Origin of the sequence: Mycobacterium sp. IS-3022 (genome assembly GCF_001500065.1) — a bacterium.
GTDB lineage: Bacteria > Actinomycetota > Actinomycetes > Mycobacteriales > Mycobacteriaceae > Mycobacterium.
The window spans coordinates 513,978-538,149 of record NZ_LQIN01000001.1 but is presented as its reverse complement, the minus strand read 5'-3'; the positions used below and the strand labels follow the sequence as shown (position 1 = coordinate 538,149).

Here is a 24,172-nt window from a genome sequence, read left to right as displayed (position 1 = left end):
TCGGCGAGCTTAGGAGGGATGTGCCTTCGGGTCAACGACGGGGCCGATGGTCCGGCGTGCCGCTGCAAGACCGTCAGGTGTTGCGCCGCGACGAACTCATCGCCGCGGGGGTCGAGCTTCTCGGCAGCGCGCAGGGCCCTTCCCTCACCGTCCGCGCTGTGTGCCGGGCCGCCGGGCTGACCGAACGCTACTTCTACGAGAGCTTCACCGACCGCGATGAGTTCGTCCGTGCGGTCTACGACGACGTGTGCGCGCGGGCCATGTCGACCTTGATGACGGCCGAGACCCCGCGCGACGCCGTCGAGCGGTTCGTGGAACTGATGGTCGACGATCCGACCCGGGGGAGGGTGCTGCTGCTCGCACCGGCCAGTGAACCGGTGCTGACCCGATCAGGTGCCGAGTGGATGCCCAGCTTCATCGAACTGCTGCAACGAAAGCTCACCCGCATCACCGATCCCGCGCTGGCGGCCATGGTCGCCACGGGGTTGATCGGGGCGCTGACCGCGCTGTTCACCGCGTATCTCAACGGCAGGCTCGCCGTCACGCGGGAGCAGTTCATCGACCACTGCGTCGCGATGTTGCTCGGCCGCGTGTCCAGTTACTGACCGCTACTCGTCGGGAGTGACCGGCGCTTCGAGCTCTTCTTCCTCTTGTTCGGCGGCTTCCTCTTCGGCCTCGGACTTGGCCGCCCGGCCAAGCGGATTAGCAACGGAGGCACCGGGTTTCGTCGCCGTCGCGAACGGACCCGCGCAGTTCAGCGACACCAGCATCTCGTCCTCGGAGTGCTCGAAATCATCTCCGACCCCGCGCAGGAACGGCGGCTCCCAGGCGGCGACCACGATGCAGTCGTCATCCTCCAGCTTGTCGCCGACCCTGGTCGCGACGATCGGGTCGAGGCCTTCTTCGTCCATCGCCTCCGACGCGTCGGCATACGTCTTGCCGACATAGTCGTCGGCGGTGGCAGTCGCGGTGCCGAACAGCACCAGCGCCGCCGCAGCCGAAGCCACCACACCGATCCCCAAGTACCGCAATCGCATGACCGCCCGCCTCCGTGGTGTGCTCCGGGGCGAGTGCAGGCGAGAGGTATCGCCGGCCGACCCGGTGTGGATTCCACGCAACTTTCACGAAGACAGATGAACGCAGCGCAACGTTAGTATTGATCGAAAGTGAAAACCGTTGCGGCAGGCGGATACCGCGTTACTCGTCGGGCGTGACGGGGTTTTCGAGTTCCTGTTCTTCCTGCTTTGCGGCTTCCTCTTCGGCCTCCGACTTCGCCTGTCGGCCCTCAGGACTGGCGACCGAAGCACCGGGATTGGTCGCCGTGGCGTATTCGCCGGCACAGTTCAGTGCGACGGAAATCTCGTCGCTGTCGGGCTCGGCGATACGCAGGAACGAGGAGTCCCAGGCATTCGTCACGATGCAGTCGCCCTCTTCGAGCTTGTCACCGACCCGGGTGGCAATCACCGCCGTCCCGCCGCTGTCCTCGATCTCCTGCTGCGCATCGGAATACTTCATCCCGACCACATCGGGCGCGGCGGCGGCGATACCCGCCCCACACAGGGCGGCCCATGCCGCCGCGGCAGTCGTCGCCGACAGGAACGCAATCGAGATGACCTTTTTCACGATGCCGCCAACCTGCATGTCCGGGCGATGACCGCCATGTGAATAGCTGGTGGAAGTCTATTGCGTGAGGGTGTATGCCGCCACCGCTGCGAAATAGCAGAAGGTCAGGTGTTCGGCGTCTCCGCCCGGGCCAACTCCTGTTCTTCCAGCCTGGCCGCTTCACGCGCGGCCTTGGCCGCCTGGCGTTGCTGCTCGGCCTTGGCGTCGCGGCCGACCGGGCTCATCGCCGAGTTGCCCGGTGCGCCGGGGGCGGCCACGGCCGCGTTGCAGTTCAGCGCCACCATCACATCGGAGTTCGCGACCGGGCGCCCACGCGAGTTCGGCCGCCGGACCGCCGCATCCCACGCGTTCGTCACCAAGCACTCGGCTTCGTCGGCGCCGCTTCCCACCCGCGTCGCGATCACGGCGTTTCCGCCTGCCCGCTGGATGATCTTCTGTGCGTCGCTGTAGGTCCGGTCGACGACGTCGGGGACGGCGGCCGCCTCGCCTGCGCCGACAAGCGCAACACCTGAGGCTGCCGCCGCCGCGAGCGCGGCCGCCAGTAGGTTCCGCGGCTTGAGCAACGCCCGCCCTCCAAGACTCGTGAAGCTTCGGCCCGGGCGTCGATGCTTGCCCGCCGGGATACTACAACGCACAGATGCGACTGGTGGTGCATACGTGACACGGCTGACGGAACTTGAATGTCACCGGGGTTCACAGATATATTGAGTGCAACCAACAGGTACAGATAACTGGAGGGGCTTCCCGCACGCGAGGAGGACGAACGACCCATGCACGCGAGGAGGACTGAGGACCGATGCACGAGAACTTGACCGACCTGCACCTGCTGCATGAGCTCGAGCCGGTGGTTGAGAAGAACCTCAACCGGCACCTGTCGATGCGCAAGGACTGGAACCCCCACGACTACATCCCGTGGTCGGACGGAAAGAACTACTACGCGCTCGGCGGCCAGGATTGGCACCCCGAGCAGGCCCAGCTGTCAGAGGTCGCCCAGGTCGCGATGATCCAGAACCTGCTGACCGAGGACAACCTGCCGTCGTACCACCGCGAGATCGCGATGAACTTCGGCATGGACGGCGCCTGGGGTCAGTGGGTGAACCGCTGGACGGCCGAGGAGAACCGCCACGGCATCGCATTGCGCGACTACCTCGTCGTCACCCGCGCGGTCGACCCCGTGCAGCTGGAACAGCTGCGCGTCGAGCAGGTCACCCGCGGCTTCTCCCCCGGCCAGAACCAGCAGGGCGACCTCTTCGCCGAAAGCCTCTTCGATTCGGTCATCTACGTCACTTTCCAGGAACTGGCGACCCGCGTCTCGCACCGCAACACCGGCAAGGCGTGCAACGAGTCCGTCGCCGACCAGCTGCTGGCCCGGGTCTCGGCCGACGAGAACCTGCACATGATCTTCTACCGCGACGTCAGCGAAGCCGGCTTCGAGATCGCCCCGGACCAGGCGATGCATTCCCTGCACCGGGTGCTGCGCAACTTCAAGATGCCCGGCTACACGGTTCCGGAGTTCCGCCGCAAAGCCGTCATCATCGCGGTGGGCGGCGTCTACGACCCGCGCATCCACCTCGACGACGTGGTGATGCCGGTGCTGAAGAAGTGGCGCATCTTCGAACGCGAGGACTTCACCGGTGAGGCCGCCCGGATGCGCGACGACCTCGGTGTGCTCGTCGAGGAGCTGGAGGAGGCCTCGCAGAAGTTCGAGGAGTCCAAGCAGCGCCGCCTCGAGCGCGAGGCGCGCAAAGCCGAGAAGCTGTCCGCGAAGAAGGTCCTCGCCGCCACCTCGACGTGACTGGCGTCATGACGGTCCTGGCCGACAAGCACGAACTGCAGATCGGCCCGCTTCGGCTCCACAGCCCCGTCGTACTGGCCCCGATGGCCGGTGTGACCAACGTGGCGTTCCGCACCCTGTGCCGCGAACTCGAGTTGGCCCGGGCGGGCACGATCAGCGGCCTGTACGTGTGCGAGATGGTCACTGCGCGGGCCCTCGTCGAACGGCATCCGGCGACCATGCACATGGTGACGTTCGCAGCCGATGAGAGCCCGCGGTCACTGCAGCTGTACTCGGTCGATCCGCAGAACACCTACGCCGCGGCGAAGATGATCGCCGACGAGGGGCTGGCCGACCATATCGACATGAACTTCGGCTGCCCGGTGCCCAAGGTCACCCGGCGCGGCGGCGGCGCGGCATTGCCGTTCAAGCGCAGGTTGTTCGGGCAGATTGTGGGGGCTGCGGTTGCCGCGACCGAAGGCACCGATATTCCAGTGACGGTGAAGTTCCGCATCGGCATCGACGACGCCCACCGCACCCATCTCGATGCGGGCCGGATCGCCGCCGAGGAGGGCGCCGCAGCCGTCGCCTTGCACGCCCGCACCGCGGCCCAGCGCTACTCCGGCACGGCGGACTGGGAGCAGATCGCGGCGCTCAAGCAACACGTCACCAGCGTGTCCGTGCTGGGCAACGGCGACATCTTCGAAGCCGCGGACGCGCTGGCGATGATGTCGGCGACCGGGTGCGACGGCGTGGTGATCGGTCGTGGCTGCCTCGGCAGGCCGTGGCTGTTCGCCGAGTTGTCGGCGGCCTTCACCGGACGCCCGGCGCCCACGCCCCCAACGCTCGGCGAGGTGGCGTCGATCATCCTGCGGCACGGCGAGTTGCTGTCCGCACATTTCGGCGAGGACAAGGGCATGCGCGACATTCGCAAGCACATCGCCTGGTATCTGCACGGATTCCCCGCCGGCGCCGAGTTGCGGCGGTCGTTGGCGCTGGTCAAATCCCTCGCCGAGCTGGAGACGCTGCTCGGCAGGCTCGACGCCACCGTGCCGTTTCCCGACGCGGCGACCGGACCGCGCGGGCGCCAGGGTTCCGCAGCCGCGGTCGCTCTGCCGGAGGGCTGGTTGACCGATCCGGACGACTGCACCGTGCCCGCCGGCGCCGAGGTCATGCACTCCGGGGGCTGACCCGCTTCCCGGCCGTCTCGCAGTCGTCTCTTTTCCGAGACGACTCCGACATCACATCTCTCAGGATGTCTCAGTACGATATGAGTCTCGTCTGTAATGAGCTCCCGTCGCGGGGCCACCCAGGTGCCGACGCAACGGCGCGCGGCACCGGCGCACACTCCTGTGCTGCACGCGATACGAGTCGGAGGCCGGTAGGAACATGAGTGACGGCGACAACGCCACTCCTGGCCCCGAGGACCCGACCGGCGGGGACAACCAATGGCTCACCCGAAACCAGCGACCGGCGGCGGGTTCAGCGCCGTGGGAGCGCACCGGCATCTCCCCCCGTCCTGACAGGTCAGACCCATTCCCAGCAGACGTCGACCCGGACGATGGTGAGCCCACCGGCAACCACACCGACGGCGTCACCGTCGCCGACCTGATCGCCAAGCTGTCGGGCGACACCGCGGTCCCGCCGGAGTTGCGCCGTCGGCGCCGCGAACCCGAACCACCGACACCCACCGAACCTCCCGCCCCGCCCTCGCCGCCCACCGAGATCATCGACGCGGTGCCCGGACCGGACGCACCAGCCGAAGCCGGGGCGGACGACAACGACACCGAGATCTTGCCGGTATTGCACGACCACCCGGACATCCCCGATCTGGCGCTGGTGCGCCGCCCGAGCAGGGTGCCCGCGGCGCACTCGGTCACCCGCCGCACGCGCTCGAAACCACGCCGCCGGCGCACGGCGGTCATCGCGGGACGCGCGGTCGCAGCCGTGATCGCCGTGCTCGCGCTCGCGCTGACCGGCGGGGCATGGCAGTGGCAGTCCGCCAAGAACAACATGCTCAACCGGATCTCCGCGCTCGACCCGGACTCCCGCGACATCCTCGACCCGAACGCACAGTTCGGTGACGAGAACTTCCTGATCGTCGGCGTCGACAGCCGAATCGGCGAGAACAGCGACATGGGTGCCGGCACCACCGAGGACGCCGCCGGCGCGCGGTCGGACACCGTGATGCTGGTGAACATCCCGGCGAACCGGGAACGTGTTGTGGCTGTGTCGTTTCCGCGGGACCTCGCCATCGAGCCGATGAAGTGCGAGCCGTGGGATCCCAAGACCCGCACGTACGGACCGATCACCGATCCGGACTCGCCGATGTACGGGGCCGAAGAGGTCTACACCGAGTACAAGCTCAACTCGGCGTACGCCGTCGGCGGCCCCAAGTGTCTGGTGAAGGTCATCCAGAAGATGTCGGGTCTGTCGATAAACCGTTTCATGGCAGTCGATTTCGCGGGCTTCTCCAAGATGGTCGACGCTCTCGGCGGCGTTGAAGTGTGTAGCACCACACCGCTCGAGGACTACGAGCTGGGCACGGTGCTGCCGACGGCCGGCCGCCAGATCGTCGACGGGCACACCGCGCTGCAGTACGTTCGCGCCCGCCAGGTGACCACCGAAACCAACGGCGACTACGGGCGAATCAAACGTCAGCAGCTGTTCCTGTCCTCGCTGATGCGCGAGATGATTTCCAAGGAAGTGTTCTTCTCGCTGTCCAAGCTCAACAACGTCGTGAACATGTTCATCAACGACAGCTACGTCGACAACATGGACACCAAGGACCTGGTCCGGCTCGGCCAGTCGATTCAGGGCATCGCGGCGGGCCGGATCACGTTCCTGACCGTCCCGACGACGGGCTACATGGACGAGTACGGCAACGAGCATCTCCGCGAGGAAGACACCCGCGCGATCTTCGACGCGATCATCAACGACGATCCGCTGCCCGAGGAGAAGAACGCCGACAACACCCCGGTGCCGGGCACACCCGAGTCGATGAGCGCCCAACCCGACTCGGCGGCACCGACCCACGACTCAGCGCCGTCGAGCGAACTGGTCGACGCGATCACCACGAATCCGGCCGACATCACGGTTCAGGTGTCGAACTCCACCGGCGAGACCGGCCTCGCCGCGACCGCGGCCAGCGAATTGCAAACCCACGGTTTCAACGTCACCACCCCCGACGACTACCCGGATCCGCTGGACTCGACGACGGTGTTCTTCTCTCCGGGCAACGAAGAGGCGGCCGCGACGGTGGCCTCCTCCTTCGCCAACCCGATGATCGAGCGGGTCTCGGGCATGGGCGACACCGTGCGTGTCGTGCTGGGCAGCGACTTCTACACGGTGAACCCGCCGTCGCCGAGCGGGTCGCCGGTCCAGGTGCAGGTCGTGCGGGGCACCCATAGCACTCCGACGCAGCTTCCCGAGGATCTCGCGGTCACCAACGCCGCCGACACCACCTGCGAGTAGCGGCCCTCACCACCGCGTTTGGGCGGTCGGCGTTCACCGGTCGTTCACCGGTCGCCTCATGCCGTTCGGGCAGCAAAGCCCGTAGGCTGGAGCCATGCGTACCGCGTACCACGAGCAGTTGGATGCCCTGACCAGTCAGCTGGGCGAGATGTGCGGACTGGCCGGCGCAGCGATGGAGCGCGCGACCCAGGCCCTGTTGCAGGCCGACCTGGTGCTGGCCGAACAGGTCATCACCGACCACGAACAGATCGCCGCGATGAGCGCCCGCGCCGAAGAGGCGGCGTTCGTGCTGCTCGCACTGCAGGCACCGGTCGCCGGGGACCTCCGCGCAATCGTGGGCTCGATTCAGATCGTCGCCGACGTGGACCGCATGGGCGCGCTCGCACTGCACGTCGCCAAGATCGCCCGCCGCCGCCATCCCCAGCACGCCCTGCCCGAAGAGGTGAACGGTTACTTCGCCGAAATGGGGCGTCTCGCAGTCGAACTCGGTAACAGTGCCCAGGAGGTGCTGGTCACCCGCGACCCGGAGAAGGCGGCCCGGATCGGCGAAGAAGACGATGCGATGGACGACCTGCACCGCCATCTGTTCACCGTGCTGATGGACCGCGAGTGGAAGCACGGGGTGGCCGCGGCGGTCGACGTGACCCTGCTGGGCCGCTTCTACGAGCGGTTCGCCGATCACGCCGTCGAGGTCGCCCGGCGGGTGATCTTCCAGGTCACGGGTAAGCATCCGGCGGAAGAGGAGATCCCCGCGCCGCGCTGACCCGCGCTTACCCGCGCTTACCCGCGCTTACCCGCGTTTACCCGCGAGCAGTCGCATAGTGCCGCACAAATGGCGACAGATAGGGACACTGTGCGTCTGCTCGCGCAGAAAAGCGGGGCAGATGGTCAGCCGAACCGGCCGGAGATGTAGTCCTCGGTGGCCTTCTGCGTCGGATTGGAGAAGATCTTCTCCGTGTCGTCGATCTCGATCAGGCGTCCCGGCTTGCCGGTAGCCTCGAGGTTGAAGAACGCCGTCTGATCACTCACCCGAGCGGCCTGCTGCATGTTGTGCGTGACGATGACGATCGTGAACTCCTGCTTGAGCGTGGCGATCAAATCCTCGATCGCCAGCGTCGAAATGGGGTCGAGCGCCGAGCACGGCTCGTCCATCAGCAGCACGTCGGGTTGCACGGCGATCGCTCGGGCGATGCACAACCGCTGCTGCTGACCGCCGGACAGCCCGCCGCCGGGCTTGTCCAGCCGGTCCTTGACCTCGTTCCACAGATTGGCGCCCCGCAGCGACCGCTCGGCCACCTCGTCGAGCGTCTTCTTGTTGCGGACGCCTTGGAGCTTGAGCCCGGCGACGACGTTGTCGCGAATCGACATGGTGGGGAACGGGTTCGGCCGCTGGAACACCATGCCGATCGTCTTACGCACACCGACCGGATCCACCCCGGCGGCATAGATGTCCTCGCCGTCGAGCAGCACCGACCCCTCGACCCGCGCGCCCGGGATCACCTCGTGCATGCGGTTGAGCGTCCGCAGCACCGTCGACTTGCCGCAGCCCGACGGACCGATGAACGCCGTCACGTTGCGGGGCGGAACCGCCAGCGAGACGTCGGCGACGGCGTGAAATGAGCCGTAGAAGATGTTGACGTCCTTGAGGTCCAAACGCTTGGCCATCGAAAGCTCCTAAACCTTCTTGGGGGCAAAGATCTTCGCGAGGAACCGGGCCCCGATGTTGAGTATCGCGATCAGCAGGATGAGGGTCAGGGCAGCGCCCCACAGCCGGTCGGTGGGAACAGGATTGGCGCCGGCGCCCGCCGATGTCTGGTCGTACATCATGCCGGGCAGCGAGCCCATGAAGCCGTCGAACATGTCGAAGTTCATCGCCTGCGCATAGCCGACCAGAACGAGCAACGGCGCCGTTTCACCCATGACGCGCGCCAGCGCCAGCATGATTCCGGTCACGATGCCCGACAACGCGGTCGGAATCACGATGCGCGCAATGGTCTTCCACTTCGGAACGCCGAGCGCGTAGCTGGCTTCCCGTAGATCCATCGGAACGATGCGCAGCATCTCCTCGGTGGCACGCACGATGACCGGGATCATCAACAACACCAGCGAGAGTGACACCGCGAAACCCGACCGCGGAAATCCCAGCGTCGCCACCCACAACGCGTAGATGAACAGCGCGGCGACGATCGACGGAACACCGGTGAGGATGTCGACCATGAAGGTGGTCACTTTGGCGAATCGCGTTCCGCCGCCGTACTCGACGAGATAGATCCCGACGAACACGCCGATCGGGATCGAGATGACCGCGCACACCAAACCCTGCAACAGCGTGCCCACTATCGCGTGGTACACGCCGCCCCCGGCCTCGAAGGCCGTCATGCCCGCCTGCGAATTGGTGAACCAGACCGGTGAAGTCAGCGCCGTGAAGCCCTTGACGACCACCGAGTACAGCACCCACAGCAGCGGCACCAGAGCGATCAGCACCGACAGCGTGACCAGAACCGTCGCGACGTTGTTGGCCAGCTTGCGCCGAAGCCCGACCCCTTGGAATGTCGTCGCCTTGACCGGGCGGTCCAGCGTCGAGGTCATTTCGCTGCCTTCCCGGCGACCGCTGCGCGCGCCAGCGAGTTCACCACGAACGTCAGGATGAACAGAACGAGGCCGGCCGCGATGTAGGCGCCCGCCTTGTACTGGTCGTTGAATTCGCTTGCCGTGGCGGCGATCAGGCTGGCGAATGTGTATCCGCCGTCGAACAGCGACCACCCGAACGCCTGCTGCGTGCCACGCAGGATGATCAGCAGCGCGATCGTCTCACCGAGCGCACGGCCGAGGCCGAGCATGGCGCCGCTGATGTAGCCCGACATGCCGAAGGGCAGCACGGTGGTCCGCACCACCTCCCAGCGGGTCGCGCCCAGCGCCAGCGCCGCCTCGATCTGACCCCGCGGTGTCTGAACGAACACTTCCCTTGTCACCGCGGTGATTATCGGCAGGATCATCACCGCCAACACGATTCCGGCGGTGAAGATCGTGCCGCCGCCGGCCACCGACGCGGTTCCGGTCTTGAAGAGAAACAGCCAACCGAGATTTTCGTTGAGCCACAACGCGATCGGTTTCAGAACGGGCGCAAGGACGTAAAGGCCCCAGACGCCGTAGATGATCGACGGAACCGCGGCGAGCAGGTCGACCATGTACGCGAGCGGTCCGCCCACCCGCCGCGGCGCGTACTGGGTCAAAAAGATTGCGATGCCCAGCGCCACAGGCATGGCGAGTACCAACGCGAACACCGACACGAACACCGTCACCTGCAGCAGGTCGAGGATGCCGAAGTGCATCGCCGACGTGTCGGTGGTGATCCAATTGCCGCCGTAGAGGAAGAAGTTCTCCTCGTTGCGTGCCAGCGCCGGAATCGCCCGCCACAGCAGGAATCCGCCGATCGCCGCGATCAGAGCGACGATGAACGCGCCGGAACCCTCCGCCAATCCGCGGAAGATGCGGTCGCCGACACGCTCTTTGGCGTTCCTCGACGGGCTGGTGGAGATCGGAGTCGGCTCGGGAAAGGGTGAAGCAAGCGCTTCACCCGATCCCGCGTCGGCCGGATTGGGGATTGTCACTTCGAGCCTATCGGTCATCGGTCCCAGGACCCATCCTCACCGTATCCGTGCCGGCGCGCCACGCACTAGGCAATAGCTTCGATGGACGTCAGCAGACGCTCCTTGAACCGGTCCGGAAGCGGCACGTAGCCCGCAGGCGAGAGATTCTGTTGGCCCTCGTTCGCGGCGACCGTCAGGAACGACTTGACCGCCGCCGAGGTTTCCGCGTCGTAGCCCTTCGAGCAGACGATCTCGTAGGTGGCGAGCACCAGCGGGTAGGCGCCCGGCTCCTTGGTTCCGTACAGCGAGTTCAAGTCCAGCGTCAGGTCATTGCCTTCGGCGGCGAACTCGGCGGCGTCGATCGCCTTCTTGGCCGATTCGTCGGTCAACGCGACAGCCCCTGCGCCACTGTCGATTTGAGCGAACGGCGCACCTGCCTGCTCGGCGAAACCCTTCTCCACGTAACCGATCGCACCGCCCGTGGCCTGGACGGCCTGCACGACGCCCGCAGACTTCTGGGCGCCCTCGCCCGCGCCGCCCTGGAACTCGCTGCCCTCGCCCTTGGTCCAGCTCTGTGGGGCCGCGGTCGCCAGGTACTTCTGGAAGTTGTCGGTGGTGCCCGACGAGTCCGAGCGGTAGATCGGGGTGATCGCGGTGTCCGGCAGGTTGGTGCCCGCGTTCAGCGCCGCGATGGCGGGATCGTTCCACTTGGTGATCTGCCCCTGGAAGATCTTGGCGAGCAGGTCGGCGTTGAGCACCAGCTTGTCGACCCCCTCGAGGTTGTAGGCCAGCGCGACGGGGCCGAACACCAGCGGGAGGTTCCACGCCGGATTGCCGCCGCAGCGCTCGGCGGCCTGCTTGACCTGGTCGCCCTTGAGCGCCGAATCCGACCCGGCGAAGTCGACCTGCTTGGCGATGAACTGCTCGCGACCCGCGCCCGAACCCGTGGGGTTGTACGACAGGTTCTTGCCCTCGCACAGCTGGCCCCAGACCTTGCTGAACTCGGCGATCGCGTTCTGCTGAGCTGTCGAGCCCTCGGCGGTGACGGAATCCTTGCCACCGCACTCCGCGGCCGACGCCGCCCCGTTGCCGCCCGTCGCGGTCGTGCCGGCGTTGTTGTCGCTGCCGCACGCGGACAGGGTCAACGCGGCGATCGCGGTCACCGACAGCGTGGTTCCGAGTGTCTTGCCAAGGTTGAGCTTCACTTATCCCACTTTCGACTTTGGACGGCTTCAAACTCCCTCGCAACGTATGCGGCGCCGGTGGACAGCTGCCGGATGGCAGGTGAACGGCCGGTGAACACGTTCAGTTAGTTCGTCGTGGTTTCCCAGCTAGCGCGGGGAACGCACGGCGTACGCGGCGTCCACCGCGGAGACGTCGAAGCCCAGCTTCCGGTAGGTCTTCACGGCCGCCGAGTTATCTGCCTCGACGTAAAGCATGACCGTGGGATGCGAGCTTTGCGACAGCCGCCCGGCGAGGTGGTGCAGACCGGTCAACGTCAGCGCAGCGCCCAGACCGCCCCCCTGCGCCGCGGGGTCGACCCCGACCACGTAAACCTCCCCGAGGTCGGCGTTGTGAACCTTGGTCCAGTGGAATCCGAGGATCTCGCCGGTGTCCTCGTCGACGGCGAGGAACAACCCGTCGGGATCGAACCATGGTTCGCCTCGGCGCTCGGCGATGTCGGCCTCGGTCCAGCCACCCTGCTCGGGATGCCAGGCGAACGCGGCGTTGTTGACGCGCAGCAGCGCGGCATCGTCGGCGGGACCGGAGTAAGTGGTGATGCGGATGCCGTCGCACGCCGGCGTCGGCGGCAGGTCGGTCAGCGGGCGTCGCATCTGCAGCAGCTCACGCACGACGGCCAGCCCCAGCGAGGCCGCGGTGGCGCGCGCCGGCGCGAGGTTGCCGTGCGCCCACACCCGGGCGTCGCCGCCGCCCTCCGCCAGGCCGGCGCGCACCAGAGCCGATCCGATTCCGCGGCGCCTGGTCCGGGGGTGCACAACCAGTTCCGCCATCGCGGACGCCTCACCGGTTGACAGATTCAGATAGCCGACGACGTCGTGGTCGTCGCGGGCCACCAGGTGTCGGGTCCGGTCGAGCGGCAGTTCCCGGAGCACCTGCTCCCCGACCGGGGCTACGCCGTCGGCCGCCGTGGCGGCCGCGATCAAGTCCCGGATGCGGCTCTGTTCATCGTCGGAAAGGCCGGTGCGCCAAAGGAATTCCGTCACGGACTACGCAGCGGGTCAGCGAGCGCTTCGGGAATCGTGGCGGGCGCCTCGTAGTCGCCGCCGTCGATGTCGTCGGACACCTCGGCGCCTTGGGCCGGCGGGCGGCCGCGCGCCGGGCGCACCGCCTTGTAGCCGACGTTGCGCACGGTCCCGATCAGCGACTCGTACTCCGGGCCGAGTTTGGCGCGCAGCCGTCGCACGTGCACGTCCACCGTGCGGGTGCCGCCGAAGAAGTCGTAGCCCCAGACCTCCTGCAGCAGTTGTGCGCGGGTGAACACCCGGCCCGCGTGTTGGGCCAGATACTTGAGCAGCTCGAATTCCTTGTAGGTGAGGTCGAGCGGGCGGCCGCGAAGGCGCGCGGTGTAGGTGCCCTCGTCGATCACCAACTCGCCGAGGCTGATCTTGCCGACGTTCTCCTGATTGGCCATGCCGCCCCGACGGCCGACGAGCAGCCGCAGCCGCGCGTCGATCTCGGCGGGGCCGGTGCCGGGCAGCAGGATCTCGTCGAGACCCCATTCGACGCTGACGGCCACCAGGCCGCCCTCGCTGACTACCGCCACGACCGGCACCGAGGTTCCGGTCGTGCCCAGCAGCCGGCACAACCCGCGGGCAGCGGCCAGGTCGGTGCGCGCGTCGACGATCGCGACGTCCGCGCTGCCGGCCTCCAGGAGCGACGACACCTCGGTCGGCGCGGTCCGCACGGTGTGAGGAAGCAGCGACAACGACGGCAGCACCGACTCGGGGTGTGGGTCGACGGTCAGTAGCAGTAGATCCAACTGGCCCTCCAGCAGCCACAGGGACCTCGCCTGGACAACTTTGTCTGTCGGTGACTTCCCAGATTCATGCTCGACATCCGGCCGTTACCCGGCCGATGGTGCCTTAACGATAGCGCGCAACCTGCCGGTCAGCTGCGTCGAACGCACCGACGCGGCGAAGGTGGGCCAGAATGTGCGGGTGCGCAAGCTGCTGCTCGGGGTGGTCGCGACGGTGCTGGCCGTCGCCGTCTGTGCCGTCGGGGCGGACTTCGGGGCGGCGATCTACGCCGAATACCGGCTGGCCAGAAGCGTGCGCAGCGCCGCCGAACTACAGCACGACCCGTCGGTGGCGATCCTCGGATTCCCATTCGCCACCCAGGCGATGGATCACCATTACGACGAGGTCGAGATCAGGGCCAACGGTGTCGATCACCCCGTGGTGGGCAAGGCCTCGCTGGAGGCCACGCTGCACGACATCGATCTGCCAGACGACTCCTGGCTCATCGGACCCGACGCCGTGTTGCCGGTCGGCAAGGCCGAGAGCCGCATCATCATCGACTCGACGCATCTCGGCCGCTTCATGGACATCCCCGACCTGCTGGTCGAGGCGCCGACGGGAGAGAGCAACGACGCCACCGGCGGCACCACGGAATCGGGTATCTCGAGCAACCGGGGCGTGGTGTTCACCGGGACGCCCGAGAAGGCGGACTTTCACAGCAAGGTGAGCATCGCCGTTGACCTCGACGTAGCCGGGCCGGATCAGACGACGCTGGTGATGACGGCCACCGGCGTGCTGACCGGGCCGGGCACCGCCGACCAGGAGGTGCCCGACGACAAGAAGGAGGCGGTGTTGGCGGCGTTCACCGCGAGCCTGCCCGGCCAGAAGCTGCCGTTCGGGCTGGCACCCACAGCGCAGGGCGCGCGGGGCTCCGACATCATCATCGAGGGCATCGCCGAGGGAGTAACCGTCGTCCTCGACGAGTTCAACCGATCATGAGCTCCTCCTGGGTGTTGGCGATCACCGTGCTCGTCGCGGCGCTGGGCGTGGCGTATGTGATCGGCCGGCTGCTCGCGCTGCGGTCCGGGCTGCTCAAGGCGAGCGAAGCCGCGGCCAACGTCGACACCAGTGACCTCGGCTTGTCATCGACCGGACCGACGGTCCTGCACTTCTCCGCCGAATGGTGCGGTCCCTGCGCGGCGGTGCGCAGGGTGGTCGACGAGGTGTGCGCCGAGTTGCCCGCGGTGGCGCACATCGAGATCGACATGGACGCCAACCCGCAGGCGGCGCGGCGGCTTTCGGTGCTCTCGCTGCCCACCACGATCGTCTTCGACAAGGACGGCAGGCCCCGGTACCGGACCCACGGTGTCCCGAAGGCCGCTGACCTGCGCTCGGCGTTGGAACCGCTGTTGGCTTGATCGCCGAGTCGGTTGGTAAGCTGTCCGGCGTGTCCGCCCGCCTCGAGCCGATGCTCACCAAGCGCCGCGCAGTCGATCTGTGCCGCGTCGCGGGTTCTTGCTGTTGTTGTAGCTGCTGAGTAGCCGCGCCGTTTCTTCGCGCCGCACTCGGGAGCGACCTCTGTGGTCAATCCCAGCCCAGCCCATGACAGCCCACAGGAGCACATGAATGTCAGCGACGGATATGTCGACAACGAAGACCCGGACACCCGATCAGGTGGACGTGCGCGGACCGCGCTTCGCCGCGTGGCTCACCACCGGGGTCCTCGCGGCGACGCTGCTGGTGTGGCCGCTGAGCCCGGTCGCCTCGGCTGTGCTGCTGGGCGCCCAGGCGGTCGTCTTCGCCGTCGGCGCGTGGCGCGGGCCGCGATCGCATCCCTACGGCGTGATCTTCGGCCGCTTCGTCGCCCCGCGGCTCGGACCCGCCACCGAGAAGGAACCCGTCCCGCCGCTCAAGTTCGCCCAACTCGTCGGCTTGGGGTTCGCGGTGGTCGGCGTCGCCGGCTTCGTGTCCGCCCATCCGCTGCTGGGCCTCATCGCCACCGGCTTCGCGCTCGTGGCGGCCTTCCTGAACGCGGCCTTCGGCATCTGCCTTGGCTGTCAGCTCTACCCGCTCGTCGTACGCGTTCGAAAGGACGCCGGCACACCGTCACCCGCATAGAACTTCGAAACCGAAGCAACCGAAAGGATCCCCTACATGGCACGCTCCGACGTCCTGGTCACGGTTGACTGGGCCGAGAGCAATCTCAACGCGCCGAACACCGTCTTCGTCGAGGTCGACGAGGACACCAGCGCCTACGACACCGGCCACATCGAGGGCGCCGTCAAGATCGACTGGAAGACCGATCTGCAGGATCCCGTGCGCCGCGATTTCGTTGACCAGCAACAGTTCTCGAAACTGCTGAGCGAACGCGGAATCTCCAACGACGACACGGTGATCCTCTACGGCGGCAACAACAACTGGTTCGCCGCGTACGCCTACTGGTACTTCAAGCTGTACGGGCACCAGAACGTCAAGCTGCTCGACGGCGGCCGCAAGAAGTGGGAACTCGACGGTCGTCCGCTGTCCACCGAGGTGGTCAAGCGGCCGGCGACCAGCTACACGGCCAAGGCGCCCGACAACAGCATCCGGGCCTTCCGCGACGAGGTGATCGCCGCGATCAACAGCAAGAACCTCGTCGACGTGCGTTCTCCCGACGAGTTCTCCGGCAAGATTCTGGCTCCCGCGCACCTGCCCCAGGAGCAGAGCCAGCGGCCCGGGCATATCCCGGGCGCGATCAACGTTCCGTGGAGCAAGGCGGCCAACGACGACGGCACGTTCAAGTCCGACGAGGACCTCGCGAAGCTGTACGCCGAGGCCGGCCTGGACGGTGAGAAGGAGACGATCGCCTACTGCCGCATCGGTGAGCGGTCGTCGCACACGTGGTTCGTGCTGCAGGAGTTGCTCGGACACAAGAACGTCAAGAACTACGACGGTAGTTGGACCGAATACGGCTCCCTCGTGGGTGCCCCGATCGAGTTGGGAAGTTGATATGTGCTCTGCCCCGAAACAAGGCCTGACGTTGCCCGCCAGCGTCGACTTGGAGAAGGAGACGGTGATCACCGGCCGCGTCGTGGACGGGTCGGGACAGGCCGTCGGCGGCGCGTTCGTGCGGCTGCTGGACAGCTCTGACGAGTTCACCGCCGAGGTGGTCGCCTCGGCCACCGGCGACTTCCGGTTCTTCGCCGCACCCGGCACGTGGACGCTGCGCGCGTTGTCGAAGGTCGGCAACGGGGATGCCGTCGTGGCGCCGTCCGGTGCGGGGATCCACGAGGTCGACGTCAAGGTCGCCTAGCCGTTCTACGTCGAAACTGAGCTTGTGCTTGAGAATTCGTGAAAATCTCGCGCACAGGTTCAGATTCGGCGGGCTGGGCCCGGCGAACCCGGCGACGAGCCGGAGGATAGACTGCACCCCGTGGTGCTGTTCTTCGAACTCTTGCTCGTGGCCGCGACGGGGGTTATCACCTGGTTCGCGTTGTACGCGCTGTACCGGCTGATCACCGACGAGTCGTGACGTCGGGGGACGACGCAGTAGCGGCGGCCGCCGAACGCGCGAAAACGACAGCCGCGCGGAACATCCCGGTCTTCGGTGATCTGCCGGCGCCGTCCGACACCGCCAATCTGCGCGAAGGCGTGAACCTCAACGACGCGCTGCTGGCGCTGCTGCCGCTGGTCGGAGTCTGGCGCGGTGAGGGTGAGGGCCGCGGTACCGACGGCGACTACCGGTTCGGCCAGCAGATCGTGGTCTCCCACGACGGCGGCGACTACCTGATCTGGGAAGCGCGCTCGTGGCGGCTGACCGAGTCGGGCGACTATGACCAGCCGTCGCTTCGCGAGTCGGGCTACTGGCGGTTCGTCAACGACCCGGCTGATCCGTCCGAGTCGCAGGCCATCGAACTGCTGTTGGCCCATTCCGCCGGCTACATCGAGCTGTTCTACGGCCGTCCGCTCACCCAGTCGTCGTGGGAACTCGTCACCGATGCGTTGGCGCGCAGTAAGTCCGGGATGCTGGTCGGTGGGGCGAAACGGCTCTACGGCATCGTCGAGGGCGGCGATCTCGCGTACGTCGAGGAGCGCGTCGACGCCGACGGCGGCCTGGTTCCGCACCTGTCGGCCCGGCTGTCGAGGTTCGTCGGCTGATGCGGGCGATCTGGCTCGCCACCGGCGTCGTCGCGGCCGCGATCCTGGCCGGCTGCGCATCGGACCCGCCGGCCGAGCAGCAGACCACCACATCGAACGCCCCGGCCGGCCACGGGTCGCTGGCGCAGTGCCTCAACGACCACGGGGTGCCCGCCGCTCCCGGTCCTGCGGCCGCTCCGCCGTCGGGCGTCGATCCCGACACCTGGCATCGGGCCATGCAGGCTTGCGCGTCGTTCGCGCCCGGACCCGCCGGCTGAGCAAACCGCAACGGCTCGTTACCGATTCGCCCCCAGGTATGGGGCGGCCCCCGAGCCGTGTGTTCCTGGCGGACAAGACCGAGGGGCTCGGGGGCCGGGTGACTGCGGGGAATTCGCCAGTGCGCGCAGAACGCGAAGAGCCGTCAGCTCATCCCCTGGCGCTGCTAGCTCGCAGCCACCTCACAAGTCCATAAGTCACTCAAAATCTCGGACCACCTCCTTCCCTGTGTACGAGCGACGGTACCCGCGCGAGTGAGAGGCGACAACCGAATTTCGGCCGTTTCAGCGTTCAGCGATCGCTGACGATTGCGACGTCGACGAGTTCGGCGAATTCCGCCGCCAATGGGCTCGGCGGCAGCGCTCTGCCGTCGAGGGTGTGCACCCGCGCGGCCAGTGTGATACTCGACACCAGCCAAACACCTTGAGCGGTAAGTAGATCCGTGGGTCGCAACAAGCGGTAGTCGCAGTCGTACCCCTTGTTGCGCGCCACCTCGAACAGCGCCTGCTGCGTGGTGCCACGCAGGATCGGAAACCACGGCGGCGGCGTGAAGAACGCGACGTCGCCCGCGCCCGGTTCGGACTCGGCGGCGATCACCACCGTCGAACGCGGTCCCTCGAGGAGGTAACCGTCGGCGCCGACGAAGATCACATCGCCGGCGCCGTAGCGCTCGGCATGCCGCAGCGCGGCCATGTTCACCGCGTACGACAACGTCTTCGCGCCGGCCAGCAGCCAGGGCATCTCGGCGGTGCCCTCGGTCGGTAGTCCGCGGGGCAGCGTCAGCGCCGCAAGCCCGTGGCGGCGCACGTGGGCCACCCGCGCCGGCAACGTGCCGATCGTGGCGAACGCCGTCGGGGGCGACCCGCCTTCGCGGCCCCGGCTGTACACCAGCCGCAGAACGCCCTCGCCGACGGCGCGCGCGTTCCATTCCTCGACCGCTGCGGACACCGCGGCCCGCCACCGCGGCAGGTCGGGTGCAGGCAAGTCGGTCATCCGCGCCGACTGGCTGAGCCGGGCCAGGTGGCTTTCGAGCAGGCAGGGCCGGCCGTTGCGGATCAGCAGCGTCTCGAAGACACCGTCGCCGCGTACCGCTGCGAGGTCGTCGGCGTGCAGCAGCGGCGCCGCCGGATCGTGCAACCGCCCGTCCAGCGTCACCACGACCCCGGGTTCGCCAGCCATGGGCCCACAGCGTAGCCGCGACCCGTCGAGCGCCGAACGTAGAGTTGACGTGTGACATTCTCTGGGTCAGCCGTCCCCGCAGCCGACACCGGACCCGACGCCGGCGCCGTCTGGCACTACGGCGATCCGCTGGCCGAGCAACGGGCGGCGGCGGACGCGGCGGTCGTCGTGGACCGCTCACACCGCGCTGTGCTCACCCTCACCGGCAGCGACCGCAAGACGTGGCTGCACAATCTGACCACCCAGCACGTCAGCGACATGAGCGACGGCACGGTCACCGAAAATCTCAGCCTCGACGGCCAGGGCCGTGTCGAAGATCACTGGCTGCAAACCGAACTCGGCGGCGTCACCTATCTCGACACCGAAGCGTGGCGCGGTGAGGCGCTGCTGAGCTACCTGCGCAAGATGGTGTTCTGGTCCGACGTCGCGGTCGAACCGGCCGACCTGGCGGTGCTGTCCCTGCTCGGACCGCGGTTGGCCGACGCCGCGGTGCTCGACGCGCTCGGTGTCGGTTCGCTGCCGGCGGAACGCACGGCCGTCGCGCGTCCCGAAGGCGGCTTCCTGCGTCGCCTCGGCGGATCGGCGCTCGAACTCGACCTCGTGGTGCCCCGCGAACAGGTCGACCGCTGGCGCCGGCGACTCGACGATGCCGGGGTCCGGCCCGCCGGGGTGTGGGCCTACGAGGCCCACCGGGTGGCCGCGCTTCGCCCGCGGCTGGGTGTGGACACCGACGAGCGGACGATCCCGCACGAGGTCGGCTGGATCGGCCCCGCCGTGCATCTGGACAAGGGCTGCTACCGAGGGCAGGAGACCGTCGCCCGGGTGCACAACCTGGGTAAACCGCCGCGGATGCTGGTGCGGTTGTATCTCGACGGTTCGACGGACCGGCCCAGCACCGGCGACCCGGTGCTCGCCGGCGGCCGGACGGTCGGTCGGCTCGGCACCGTGGTCGACCACGTGGACGAAGGCCCCGTCGCGCTGGCACTGCTCAAGCGAGGGCTGCCGCCGGAGACCGAACTCACCGTCGCAGGAGTGCCCGCTCTGATCGACGCGGACTCGATGCCGCCGCCCGACGTCGCAGGTGCCGGGCGTCGCGCGGTCGAACAGCTGCGCGGCGGAAACCGCTGACCGCCGAGGGCCTGGCAGCGCACCGCAGCCAGGCACGGTAAAGTGTCGGCAGGACGATAAATAGACAGATCAGATCGGAGCCGCCTGCAAATCGGGCCGCTCCGTTATTGCGCGAGGGGGTCCCCCCATGGGCCGCGGCCGGGCAAAGGCAAAGCAGACCAAGGTTGCTCGTGAGCTCAAATACAGCTCACCGCAGACCGACTTCGAGCGGCTTCAGCGCGAGCTGTCGGGCGCTCCCGAAGACGACATGGCCGGTACCGACCCGGTGGCCGACGACTGGGTCGACGACGACGACTGGCGCCGCTGAGCTCGGAGCTGAGGCTCAGAAGCGCGGGTGCTGACCCACGAGCCTGGCTCGGGGACCGTTCTTGCCGCCCTTCTTGACGGTGCCCAGCGTCCAGCAATTCAGGTGACGCGCGGTCAGGATGGCCAACGCGCGGTCGGTGTCCTCCGGTGCGACGACCGCGACCATCCCGACACCCATGTTGAAGGTCTTCTCCATCTCACTGCGCTCGACCCGTCCCCGTTGCCCGATCATCGCGAACACCGGTGCCGGCGTCCAAGTGCCGCGGTCGATCTCGGCGACCAGCCCGTGCGGGACCACCCGCTCGAGATTGCCGGCCAACCCGCCGCCGGTGACGTGGCAGAAGGTGCGTACCTGCGTCTCGGCGGCCAGGGCCAGGCAGTCCTTGGCGTAGATGCGGGTCGGCTCCAGCAGTTCTTCGCCCAGCGTGCGACCGAACTCTTCGACGTGACCGGCCAAGTTCATCCGGTCGATTTCCAGCAGCACCTTGCGGGCCAGTGAATAGCCGTTGGAGTGCAGGCCGGTCGAGGCCATCGCGATGAGCACGTCCCCGGGCTTGACCCGGTCCGGACCGAGCACGTCGTCGGCCTCGACGATGCCCACCCCGGTCGCGGAGATGTCGTAGTGGTCGGGCGCCATCAGGCCGGGATGCTCGGCCGTCTCGCCGCCCAGCAGCGCGCAACCGGCCAGCTGGCAACCGTTGGCGATGCCGGCCACCAGTTCGCCGATCCGCTCGGGAACCGTGCGCCCGACCGCGATGTAGTCCTGCAGGAACAGCGGTTCTGCGCCACAGACCACGAGGTCGTCGACGACCATCGCGACCAGGTCGATTCCGACCGTGTCGTGCTTGTCCATGGCCTGCGCGACCGCCAGTTTGGTGCCGACGCCGTCGGTCGACGAGGCCAGCACCGGTTCCCGGTAACCGCCGCGCAGCGCGAACAGCCCCGCAAAGCCGCCGATGCCGGCGCGCACCTCGGGCCTGGTGGCCTTCTCGGCGAGTGGTTTGAGGAGTTCGACGGCCCGGTCACCGGCTTCGATGTCGACCCCGGCCGACGCGTAGGAGATGCCGGCAGGTTCGGCGCGTTCGCTCATCGCGATAAAGGCTACCGGTGTTCGCCGCGCCGCGGTAACCGCCTTCTTGGGTTTGCCCGAGTGCCAAACCGGCGATCCCGCCGTGGTGACAGACGCGATTCGCTGCTTGGTGACGGGTGCGACCGGCTACATCGGCGGCCGGTTGGTGCCCGCCCTGCTCGACCGCGGTCACGCGGTGCGGGCGTTGGCGCGTGACCCCGACAAACTCGACGACGCGCCGTGGCGCGACCGGGCCGAAGTGGCACGCGGCGACCTCGGCGAAACGGAGTCGCTGCGCGACGCGTTCGAGGGCATGGACGTCGTCTACTACCTGGTGCACTCAATGGGCACCTCACCCAATTTCGTCGAAGAAGAGGCCCGGTCGGCCCGCAACGTCGTCGACGCTGCACGCGACGTGGGAATCAGGCGGTTGGTGTATCTGGGCGGCCTGCACCCGGCAGAAGCCGACCTGTCGCCGCATCTGCGGTCGCGGACCGACGTCGGCGAGATCCTGATCGGGTCCGGCATCGAGACCGTCGTCCTGCAGGCCGGAATCGTGATCGGATCCGGATCGGCGTCGTTCGAGATGATCCGGCACCTGACCAACCGCTTGCCGGTGATGACGACACCAAGGTGGGTGCACAACAAGATTCAGCCGATCGCGATCGACGACGCGCTGCACTATCTGGCCGGGGCCGCCGCTGCGCCGGTGCCGGCATCGCGCACATGGGATATCGGCGGACCCGACGTGCTCGAATACCAGGAGGCGATGCAGGTGTACGCCGAAGTGGCCGGTCTGCGACGGCGGCTGATCATCGACTTACCTTGGCTGACACCGACGTTGGCGAGTTGGTGGATCGGGTTGGTGACGCCGCTGCCCGGGGCGCTGGCACGCCCGCTCGTCGAGTCGCTGGAGTGCGAGGCGGTGATGGCCAACCACGACATCGATGACGTCATCGCGCCGCCGCCCGGCGGCCTGACGGGTTATCGCGACGCGGTGGCGAAGGCGTTGCAGCGCGGCCCGCTGCCCGGCGATCCGCGCTGGGCCCACGTCGGCCGGTAGTTACGGCCTGCGCAGCGCCGAGACGTTGTCGTTGTCGGACTGCAGCGGCACACCGGTCTTGGCGGCCGTGGCGAGCATGTGCTCGATCACGTTCTTGCCCAACGCCGATTCGCCCGGCAACTCGATCGGGTACTTGCCGTCGAAGCAGGCGCTGCACAACCGCGAAGCGGGCTGCTCGGTCGCGGCGATCATGCCCTGCTGGCTGATGTAGCCGAGGGTGTCGGCGCCGATGGCGTGGCGCACCGCCTCGAGCATCTCCCCCTGGTCCTCGACGGCGTTGGCGATCAGTTCGGCCGGGGTGGCGAAGTCGATGCCGTAGAAGCACGGCCATTTGACGGGCGGCGACGCGATGCGGACGTGCACCTCCACGGCGCCCGCCTCGCGCAGCATCCGGATCAGGGCGCGCTGGGTGTTGCCGCGCACGATCGAGTCGTCGACGACGATCAGCCGCTTACCCCGAATCACTTCCTTGAGCGGGTTGAGCTTGAGCCGGATGCCGAGTTGGCGGATGGTCTGCGACGGTTGGATGAACGTACGTCCCACGTAGGCGTTCTTCATCAGGCCTTGGCCGTAGGGGATGCCGGACTCCTGCGCATAACCCACCGCGGCGGGGGTGCCCGACTCCGGCACGCCGATCACCAGATCCGCCTCGACCGGCATCTCCCTGGCCAGCCGGCGGCCGATGTCGACGCGGGTGGCGTGCACCGAACGGCCGGCCAGAGTGCTGTCCGGGCGCGCCAGATAGACGTATTCGAAGACGCAGCCCTTGGGTTCGGGGTTGGCGAACCGGGTGGAGCGCACCCCGTCGGCGTCGATGGCCAGCAACTCACCGGGCTCGATGTCACGGACGAACGAGGCGCCGACGATGTCGAGCGCCGCAGTCTCCGACGCGACGACCCAGCCGCGGTCCAACCGCCCCAACGCCAACGGTCGCACCCCGTACGGATCGCGCGCCGCATACAGCGTGTTCTCGTCCATCCACGTCAGGCAGAACGCGCCGCGAACGGTCGGCAGCAGTTCCAGCGCGGCCTGCTCCAGCGTGGCGTCGGCCGCCCCGTGGGCGAGCAGCGCGCCGAGGATGTCGGAGTCGGTGGTCGCCGCCGGAGCGCCCCTGGTGCCGAGCAATCCGGCCTCGCGGGCGCGGGCGGCCAGTTCGGCCGCGTTGACGAGGTTGCCGTTGTGTCCCAGCGCGACGCCGGTGCCCGCCGCGGTGTTGCGGAACACCGGCTGGGCGTTCTCCCAAGTCGTCGAACCGCTGGTCGAGTAGCGGCAGTGTCCGATGGCGACGTGACCTTCCATCGCGGCCAGCGTCTGCTCGTCGAAGACCTGGCTGACCAGCCCCAGATCCTTGAAGACCAGCACCTGGGAGCCGTCGGCGACGGCGATCCCCGCGGCTTCCTGGCCACGGTGCTGAAGCGCATACAGGCCGTAGTAGGTGAGCTTGGCGACCTCTTCACCCGGCGCCCACACGCCGAATACGCCACACTCTTCGCGGGGTTCTGGATCGGTCTGCGGGCCGGTCACGATATGGCTGCTCCCAGGGCGGAATGGGTAGACCGCCTCAGTCTACGTACATCACGGGTCATTCACCGAATG

General features: G+C 67.7%; 28 protein-coding genes. 16 read left to right on the top strand and 12 right to left on the bottom strand.

The annotated features are described in order from the left end of the window. Nucleotides 1-20: 20 nt before the first annotated feature. Nucleotides 21-605 (top strand): TetR/AcrR family transcriptional regulator, encoded by a 585-nt coding sequence (locus AU188_RS02630; RefSeq protein ID WP_059162110.1) that lies wholly within the window; start codon nt 21-23, stop codon nt 603-605. A 3-nt stretch (nt 606-608) separates the two neighbouring features. On the opposite strand, the gene AU188_RS02625 is transcribed toward AU188_RS02630, so the two are convergent. The 3 genes from AU188_RS02625 to AU188_RS02615 all read right to left on the bottom strand — a co-directional run bounded on the left by AU188_RS02625 (nt 609) and on the right by AU188_RS02615 (nt 2,186). Beyond that, nucleotides 609-1,037 carry a hypothetical protein gene (locus AU188_RS02625; protein ID WP_059162109.1) on the bottom strand — a complete coding sequence of 143 codons (429 nt, stop codon included), beginning with the start codon at nt 1,035-1,037 and terminating at the stop codon, nt 609-611. A gap of 160 nt (nt 1,038-1,197) precedes the next feature. Further along, nucleotides 1,198-1,641 carry a PASTA domain-containing protein gene (locus AU188_RS02620; RefSeq protein WP_059162108.1) on the bottom strand — a complete coding sequence of 148 codons (444 nt, stop codon included), beginning with the start codon at nt 1,639-1,641 and terminating at the stop codon, nt 1,198-1,200. Between the two features lie 86 nt (nt 1,642-1,727). Then, complete coding sequence (locus tag AU188_RS02615) at nt 1,728-2,186, bottom strand: PASTA domain-containing protein (RefSeq protein WP_286137249.1); 459 nt, start codon at nt 2,184-2,186, stop codon at nt 1,728-1,730. Nucleotides 2,187-2,419: 233 nt separating this feature from the next. Here AU188_RS02615 and AU188_RS02610 point away from each other — a divergent pair, with 233 nt between their 5' ends. The 4 genes from AU188_RS02610 to phoU all read left to right on the top strand — a co-directional run bounded on the left by AU188_RS02610 (nt 2,420) and on the right by phoU (nt 7,634). Beyond that, a complete protein-coding gene (locus tag AU188_RS02610) occupies nt 2,420-3,418 on the top strand; it encodes an acyl-ACP desaturase (RefSeq protein ID WP_059162107.1) in 999 nt (332 codons plus the stop codon). A gap of 8 nt (nt 3,419-3,426) precedes the next feature. After that, nucleotides 3,427-4,587, top strand: coding sequence for a tRNA dihydrouridine synthase DusB (gene dusB, locus AU188_RS02605; protein ID WP_082686437.1), 1,161 nt, complete (start codon nt 3,427-3,429; stop codon nt 4,585-4,587). Between the two features lie 199 nt (nt 4,588-4,786). Then, entirely contained in the window at nt 4,787-6,871 is a 2,085-nt protein-coding gene (locus AU188_RS02600) for an LCP family protein (RefSeq protein WP_059162106.1), read from the top strand. A 94-nt stretch (nt 6,872-6,965) separates the two neighbouring features. Next, nucleotides 6,966-7,634 carry a phosphate signaling complex protein PhoU gene (phoU, locus tag AU188_RS02595; protein WP_059098304.1) on the top strand — a complete coding sequence of 223 codons (669 nt, stop codon included), beginning with the start codon at nt 6,966-6,968 and terminating at the stop codon, nt 7,632-7,634. A 125-nt stretch (nt 7,635-7,759) separates the two neighbouring features. Here the strand turns inward: phoU and pstB are convergent, their stop codons facing one another. The 6 genes from pstB to AU188_RS02565 form a co-directional block, all read right to left on the bottom strand. Continuing rightward, complete coding sequence (gene pstB / locus AU188_RS02590; protein WP_059098305.1) at nt 7,760-8,536, bottom strand: phosphate ABC transporter ATP-binding protein PstB; 777 nt, start codon at nt 8,534-8,536, stop codon at nt 7,760-7,762. A 9-nt stretch (nt 8,537-8,545) separates the two neighbouring features. Then, nucleotides 8,546-9,460, bottom strand: coding sequence for a phosphate ABC transporter permease PstA (gene pstA, locus AU188_RS02585; protein WP_059162105.1), 915 nt, complete (start codon nt 9,458-9,460; stop codon nt 8,546-8,548). Further along, the gene (gene pstC, locus AU188_RS02580; protein WP_059162104.1) at nt 9,457-10,500 is read right to left on the bottom strand and encodes a phosphate ABC transporter permease subunit PstC; all 1,044 of its coding nucleotides are present in this window, start codon (nt 10,498-10,500) and stop codon (nt 9,457-9,459) included. Before pstC ends, pstA begins: the two co-directional genes overlap by 4 nt. Nucleotides 10,501-10,547: 47 nt before the next feature. Then, a complete protein-coding gene (pstS, locus tag AU188_RS02575) occupies nt 10,548-11,666 on the bottom strand; it encodes a phosphate ABC transporter substrate-binding protein PstS (RefSeq protein WP_059162103.1) in 1,119 nt (372 codons plus the stop codon). A 126-nt stretch (nt 11,667-11,792) separates the two neighbouring features. After that, entirely contained in the window at nt 11,793-12,686 is an 894-nt protein-coding gene (gene mshD, locus AU188_RS02570; RefSeq protein WP_059162102.1) for a mycothiol synthase, read from the bottom strand. Next, entirely contained in the window at nt 12,683-13,462 is a 780-nt protein-coding gene (locus tag AU188_RS02565; RefSeq protein ID WP_059098310.1) for a winged helix-turn-helix transcriptional regulator, read from the bottom strand. The genes mshD and AU188_RS02565 overlap by 4 nt, the downstream gene beginning before the upstream one ends. Nucleotides 13,463-13,640: 178 nt before the next feature. On the opposite strand from AU188_RS02565, the gene lmeA reads away from it, so the two are divergent. From lmeA to AU188_RS02530, 8 genes are all read left to right on the top strand, one after another. Beyond that, a complete protein-coding gene (gene lmeA / locus AU188_RS02560) occupies nt 13,641-14,438 on the top strand; it encodes a mannan chain length control protein LmeA (RefSeq protein WP_059162284.1) in 798 nt (265 codons plus the stop codon). Then, on the top strand, nt 14,435-14,857 hold the full coding sequence (locus AU188_RS02555; protein ID WP_059162101.1) for a thioredoxin family protein: 423 nt from the start codon (nt 14,435-14,437) through the stop codon (nt 14,855-14,857). Before lmeA ends, AU188_RS02555 begins: the two co-directional genes overlap by 4 nt. Before the next feature lie 29 nt (nt 14,858-14,886). Next, a complete protein-coding gene (locus AU188_RS25925; RefSeq protein WP_353612105.1) occupies nt 14,887-14,976 on the top strand; it encodes an Ms5788A family Cys-rich leader peptide in 90 nt (29 codons plus the stop codon). Nucleotides 14,977-15,080: 104 nt separating this feature from the next. Beyond that, the gene (locus AU188_RS02550; protein ID WP_156426560.1) at nt 15,081-15,557 is read left to right on the top strand and encodes a DUF4395 domain-containing protein; all 477 of its coding nucleotides are present in this window, start codon (nt 15,081-15,083) and stop codon (nt 15,555-15,557) included. Between the two features lie 36 nt (nt 15,558-15,593). After that, nucleotides 15,594-16,427, top strand: a complete 834-nt coding sequence (locus tag AU188_RS02545; RefSeq protein ID WP_059162099.1) for a sulfurtransferase — start codon at nt 15,594-15,596, stop codon at nt 16,425-16,427. Between the two features lies 1 nt (nt 16,428). Next, nucleotides 16,429-16,731 carry a DUF1416 domain-containing protein gene (locus tag AU188_RS02540; RefSeq protein ID WP_059098314.1) on the top strand — a complete coding sequence of 101 codons (303 nt, stop codon included), beginning with the start codon at nt 16,429-16,431 and terminating at the stop codon, nt 16,729-16,731. A 215-nt stretch (nt 16,732-16,946) separates the two neighbouring features. After that, nucleotides 16,947-17,576 carry a heme-binding beta-barrel domain-containing protein gene (locus AU188_RS02535; RefSeq protein WP_059162098.1) on the top strand — a complete coding sequence of 210 codons (630 nt, stop codon included), beginning with the start codon at nt 16,947-16,949 and terminating at the stop codon, nt 17,574-17,576. Beyond that, on the top strand, nt 17,576-17,833 hold the full coding sequence (locus tag AU188_RS02530; protein WP_059162097.1) for a YajG family lipoprotein: 258 nt from the start codon (nt 17,576-17,578) through the stop codon (nt 17,831-17,833). Before AU188_RS02535 ends, AU188_RS02530 begins: the two co-directional genes overlap by 1 nt. A gap of 289 nt (nt 17,834-18,122) precedes the next feature. On the opposite strand, the gene AU188_RS02525 is transcribed toward AU188_RS02530, so the two are convergent. Next, nucleotides 18,123-19,010 (bottom strand): aminodeoxychorismate lyase, encoded by an 888-nt coding sequence (locus AU188_RS02525; protein ID WP_059162096.1) that lies wholly within the window; start codon nt 19,008-19,010, stop codon nt 18,123-18,125. A gap of 51 nt (nt 19,011-19,061) precedes the next feature. Here AU188_RS02525 and ygfZ point away from each other — a divergent pair, with 51 nt between their 5' ends. Next, complete coding sequence (gene ygfZ, locus AU188_RS02520; protein WP_059162095.1) at nt 19,062-20,138, top strand: CAF17-like 4Fe-4S cluster assembly/insertion protein YgfZ; 1,077 nt, start codon at nt 19,062-19,064, stop codon at nt 20,136-20,138. A gap of 127 nt (nt 20,139-20,265) precedes the next feature. Beyond that, on the top strand, nt 20,266-20,445 hold the full coding sequence (locus AU188_RS02515; protein ID WP_059162094.1) for a DUF3073 domain-containing protein: 180 nt from the start codon (nt 20,266-20,268) through the stop codon (nt 20,443-20,445). A 15-nt stretch (nt 20,446-20,460) separates the two neighbouring features. Here AU188_RS02515 and purM read toward each other — a convergent pair whose 3' ends face one another. Next, the gene (gene purM, locus AU188_RS02510) at nt 20,461-21,534 is read right to left on the bottom strand and encodes a phosphoribosylformylglycinamidine cyclo-ligase (protein ID WP_059162093.1); all 1,074 of its coding nucleotides are present in this window, start codon (nt 21,532-21,534) and stop codon (nt 20,461-20,463) included. A gap of 85 nt (nt 21,535-21,619) precedes the next feature. Between purM and AU188_RS02505 the strand changes: the two genes are divergently transcribed. Then, nucleotides 21,620-22,576, top strand: coding sequence for an NAD(P)H-binding protein (locus tag AU188_RS02505; RefSeq protein ID WP_059162283.1), 957 nt, complete (start codon nt 21,620-21,622; stop codon nt 22,574-22,576). Here the strand turns inward: AU188_RS02505 and purF are convergent, their stop codons facing one another. Beyond that, nucleotides 22,577-24,100, bottom strand: coding sequence for an amidophosphoribosyltransferase (gene purF / locus AU188_RS02500; RefSeq protein WP_059098324.1), 1,524 nt, complete (start codon nt 24,098-24,100; stop codon nt 22,577-22,579). Nucleotides 24,101-24,172 lie beyond the last annotated feature (72 nt).

Coding starts and splice junctions, on each gene's coding strand:
- pstC (WP_059162104.1), bottom strand. CDS start 10,500: ATGACCGATAGGCTCGAAGTGACAATCCCCAATCCGGCCGACGCGGGA.
- AU188_RS02620 (WP_059162108.1), bottom strand. CDS start 1,641: ATGCAGGTTGGCGGCATCGTGAAAAAGGTCATCTCGATTGCGTTCCTG.
- phoU (WP_059098304.1), top strand. CDS start 6,966: ATGCGTACCGCGTACCACGAGCAGTTGGATGCCCTGACCAGTCAGCTG.
- purM (WP_059162093.1), bottom strand. CDS start 21,534: ATGAGCGAACGCGCCGAACCTGCCGGCATCTCCTACGCGTCGGCCGGG.
- AU188_RS02550 (WP_156426560.1), top strand. CDS start 15,081: ATGTCGACAACGAAGACCCGGACACCCGATCAGGTGGACGTGCGCGGA.
- AU188_RS02540 (WP_059098314.1), top strand. CDS start 16,429: ATGTGCTCTGCCCCGAAACAAGGCCTGACGTTGCCCGCCAGCGTCGAC.
- AU188_RS02610 (WP_059162107.1), top strand. CDS start 2,420: ATGCACGAGAACTTGACCGACCTGCACCTGCTGCATGAGCTCGAGCCG.
- pstA (WP_059162105.1), bottom strand. CDS start 9,460: ATGACCTCGACGCTGGACCGCCCGGTCAAGGCGACGACATTCCAAGGG.
- AU188_RS02545 (WP_059162099.1), top strand. CDS start 15,594: ATGGCACGCTCCGACGTCCTGGTCACGGTTGACTGGGCCGAGAGCAAT.
- AU188_RS02525 (WP_059162096.1), bottom strand. CDS start 19,010: ATGGCTGGCGAACCCGGGGTCGTGGTGACGCTGGACGGGCGGTTGCAC.
- AU188_RS02600 (WP_059162106.1), top strand. CDS start 4,787: ATGAGTGACGGCGACAACGCCACTCCTGGCCCCGAGGACCCGACCGGC.
- AU188_RS02555 (WP_059162101.1), top strand. CDS start 14,435: ATGAGCTCCTCCTGGGTGTTGGCGATCACCGTGCTCGTCGCGGCGCTG.
- AU188_RS02625 (WP_059162109.1), bottom strand. CDS start 1,037: ATGCGATTGCGGTACTTGGGGATCGGTGTGGTGGCTTCGGCTGCGGCG.
- AU188_RS02530 (WP_059162097.1), top strand. CDS start 17,576: ATGCGGGCGATCTGGCTCGCCACCGGCGTCGTCGCGGCCGCGATCCTG.
- pstB (WP_059098305.1), bottom strand. CDS start 8,536: ATGGCCAAGCGTTTGGACCTCAAGGACGTCAACATCTTCTACGGCTCA.
- dusB (WP_082686437.1), top strand. CDS start 3,427: ATGACGGTCCTGGCCGACAAGCACGAACTGCAGATCGGCCCGCTTCGG.
- AU188_RS02515 (WP_059162094.1), top strand. CDS start 20,266: ATGGGCCGCGGCCGGGCAAAGGCAAAGCAGACCAAGGTTGCTCGTGAG.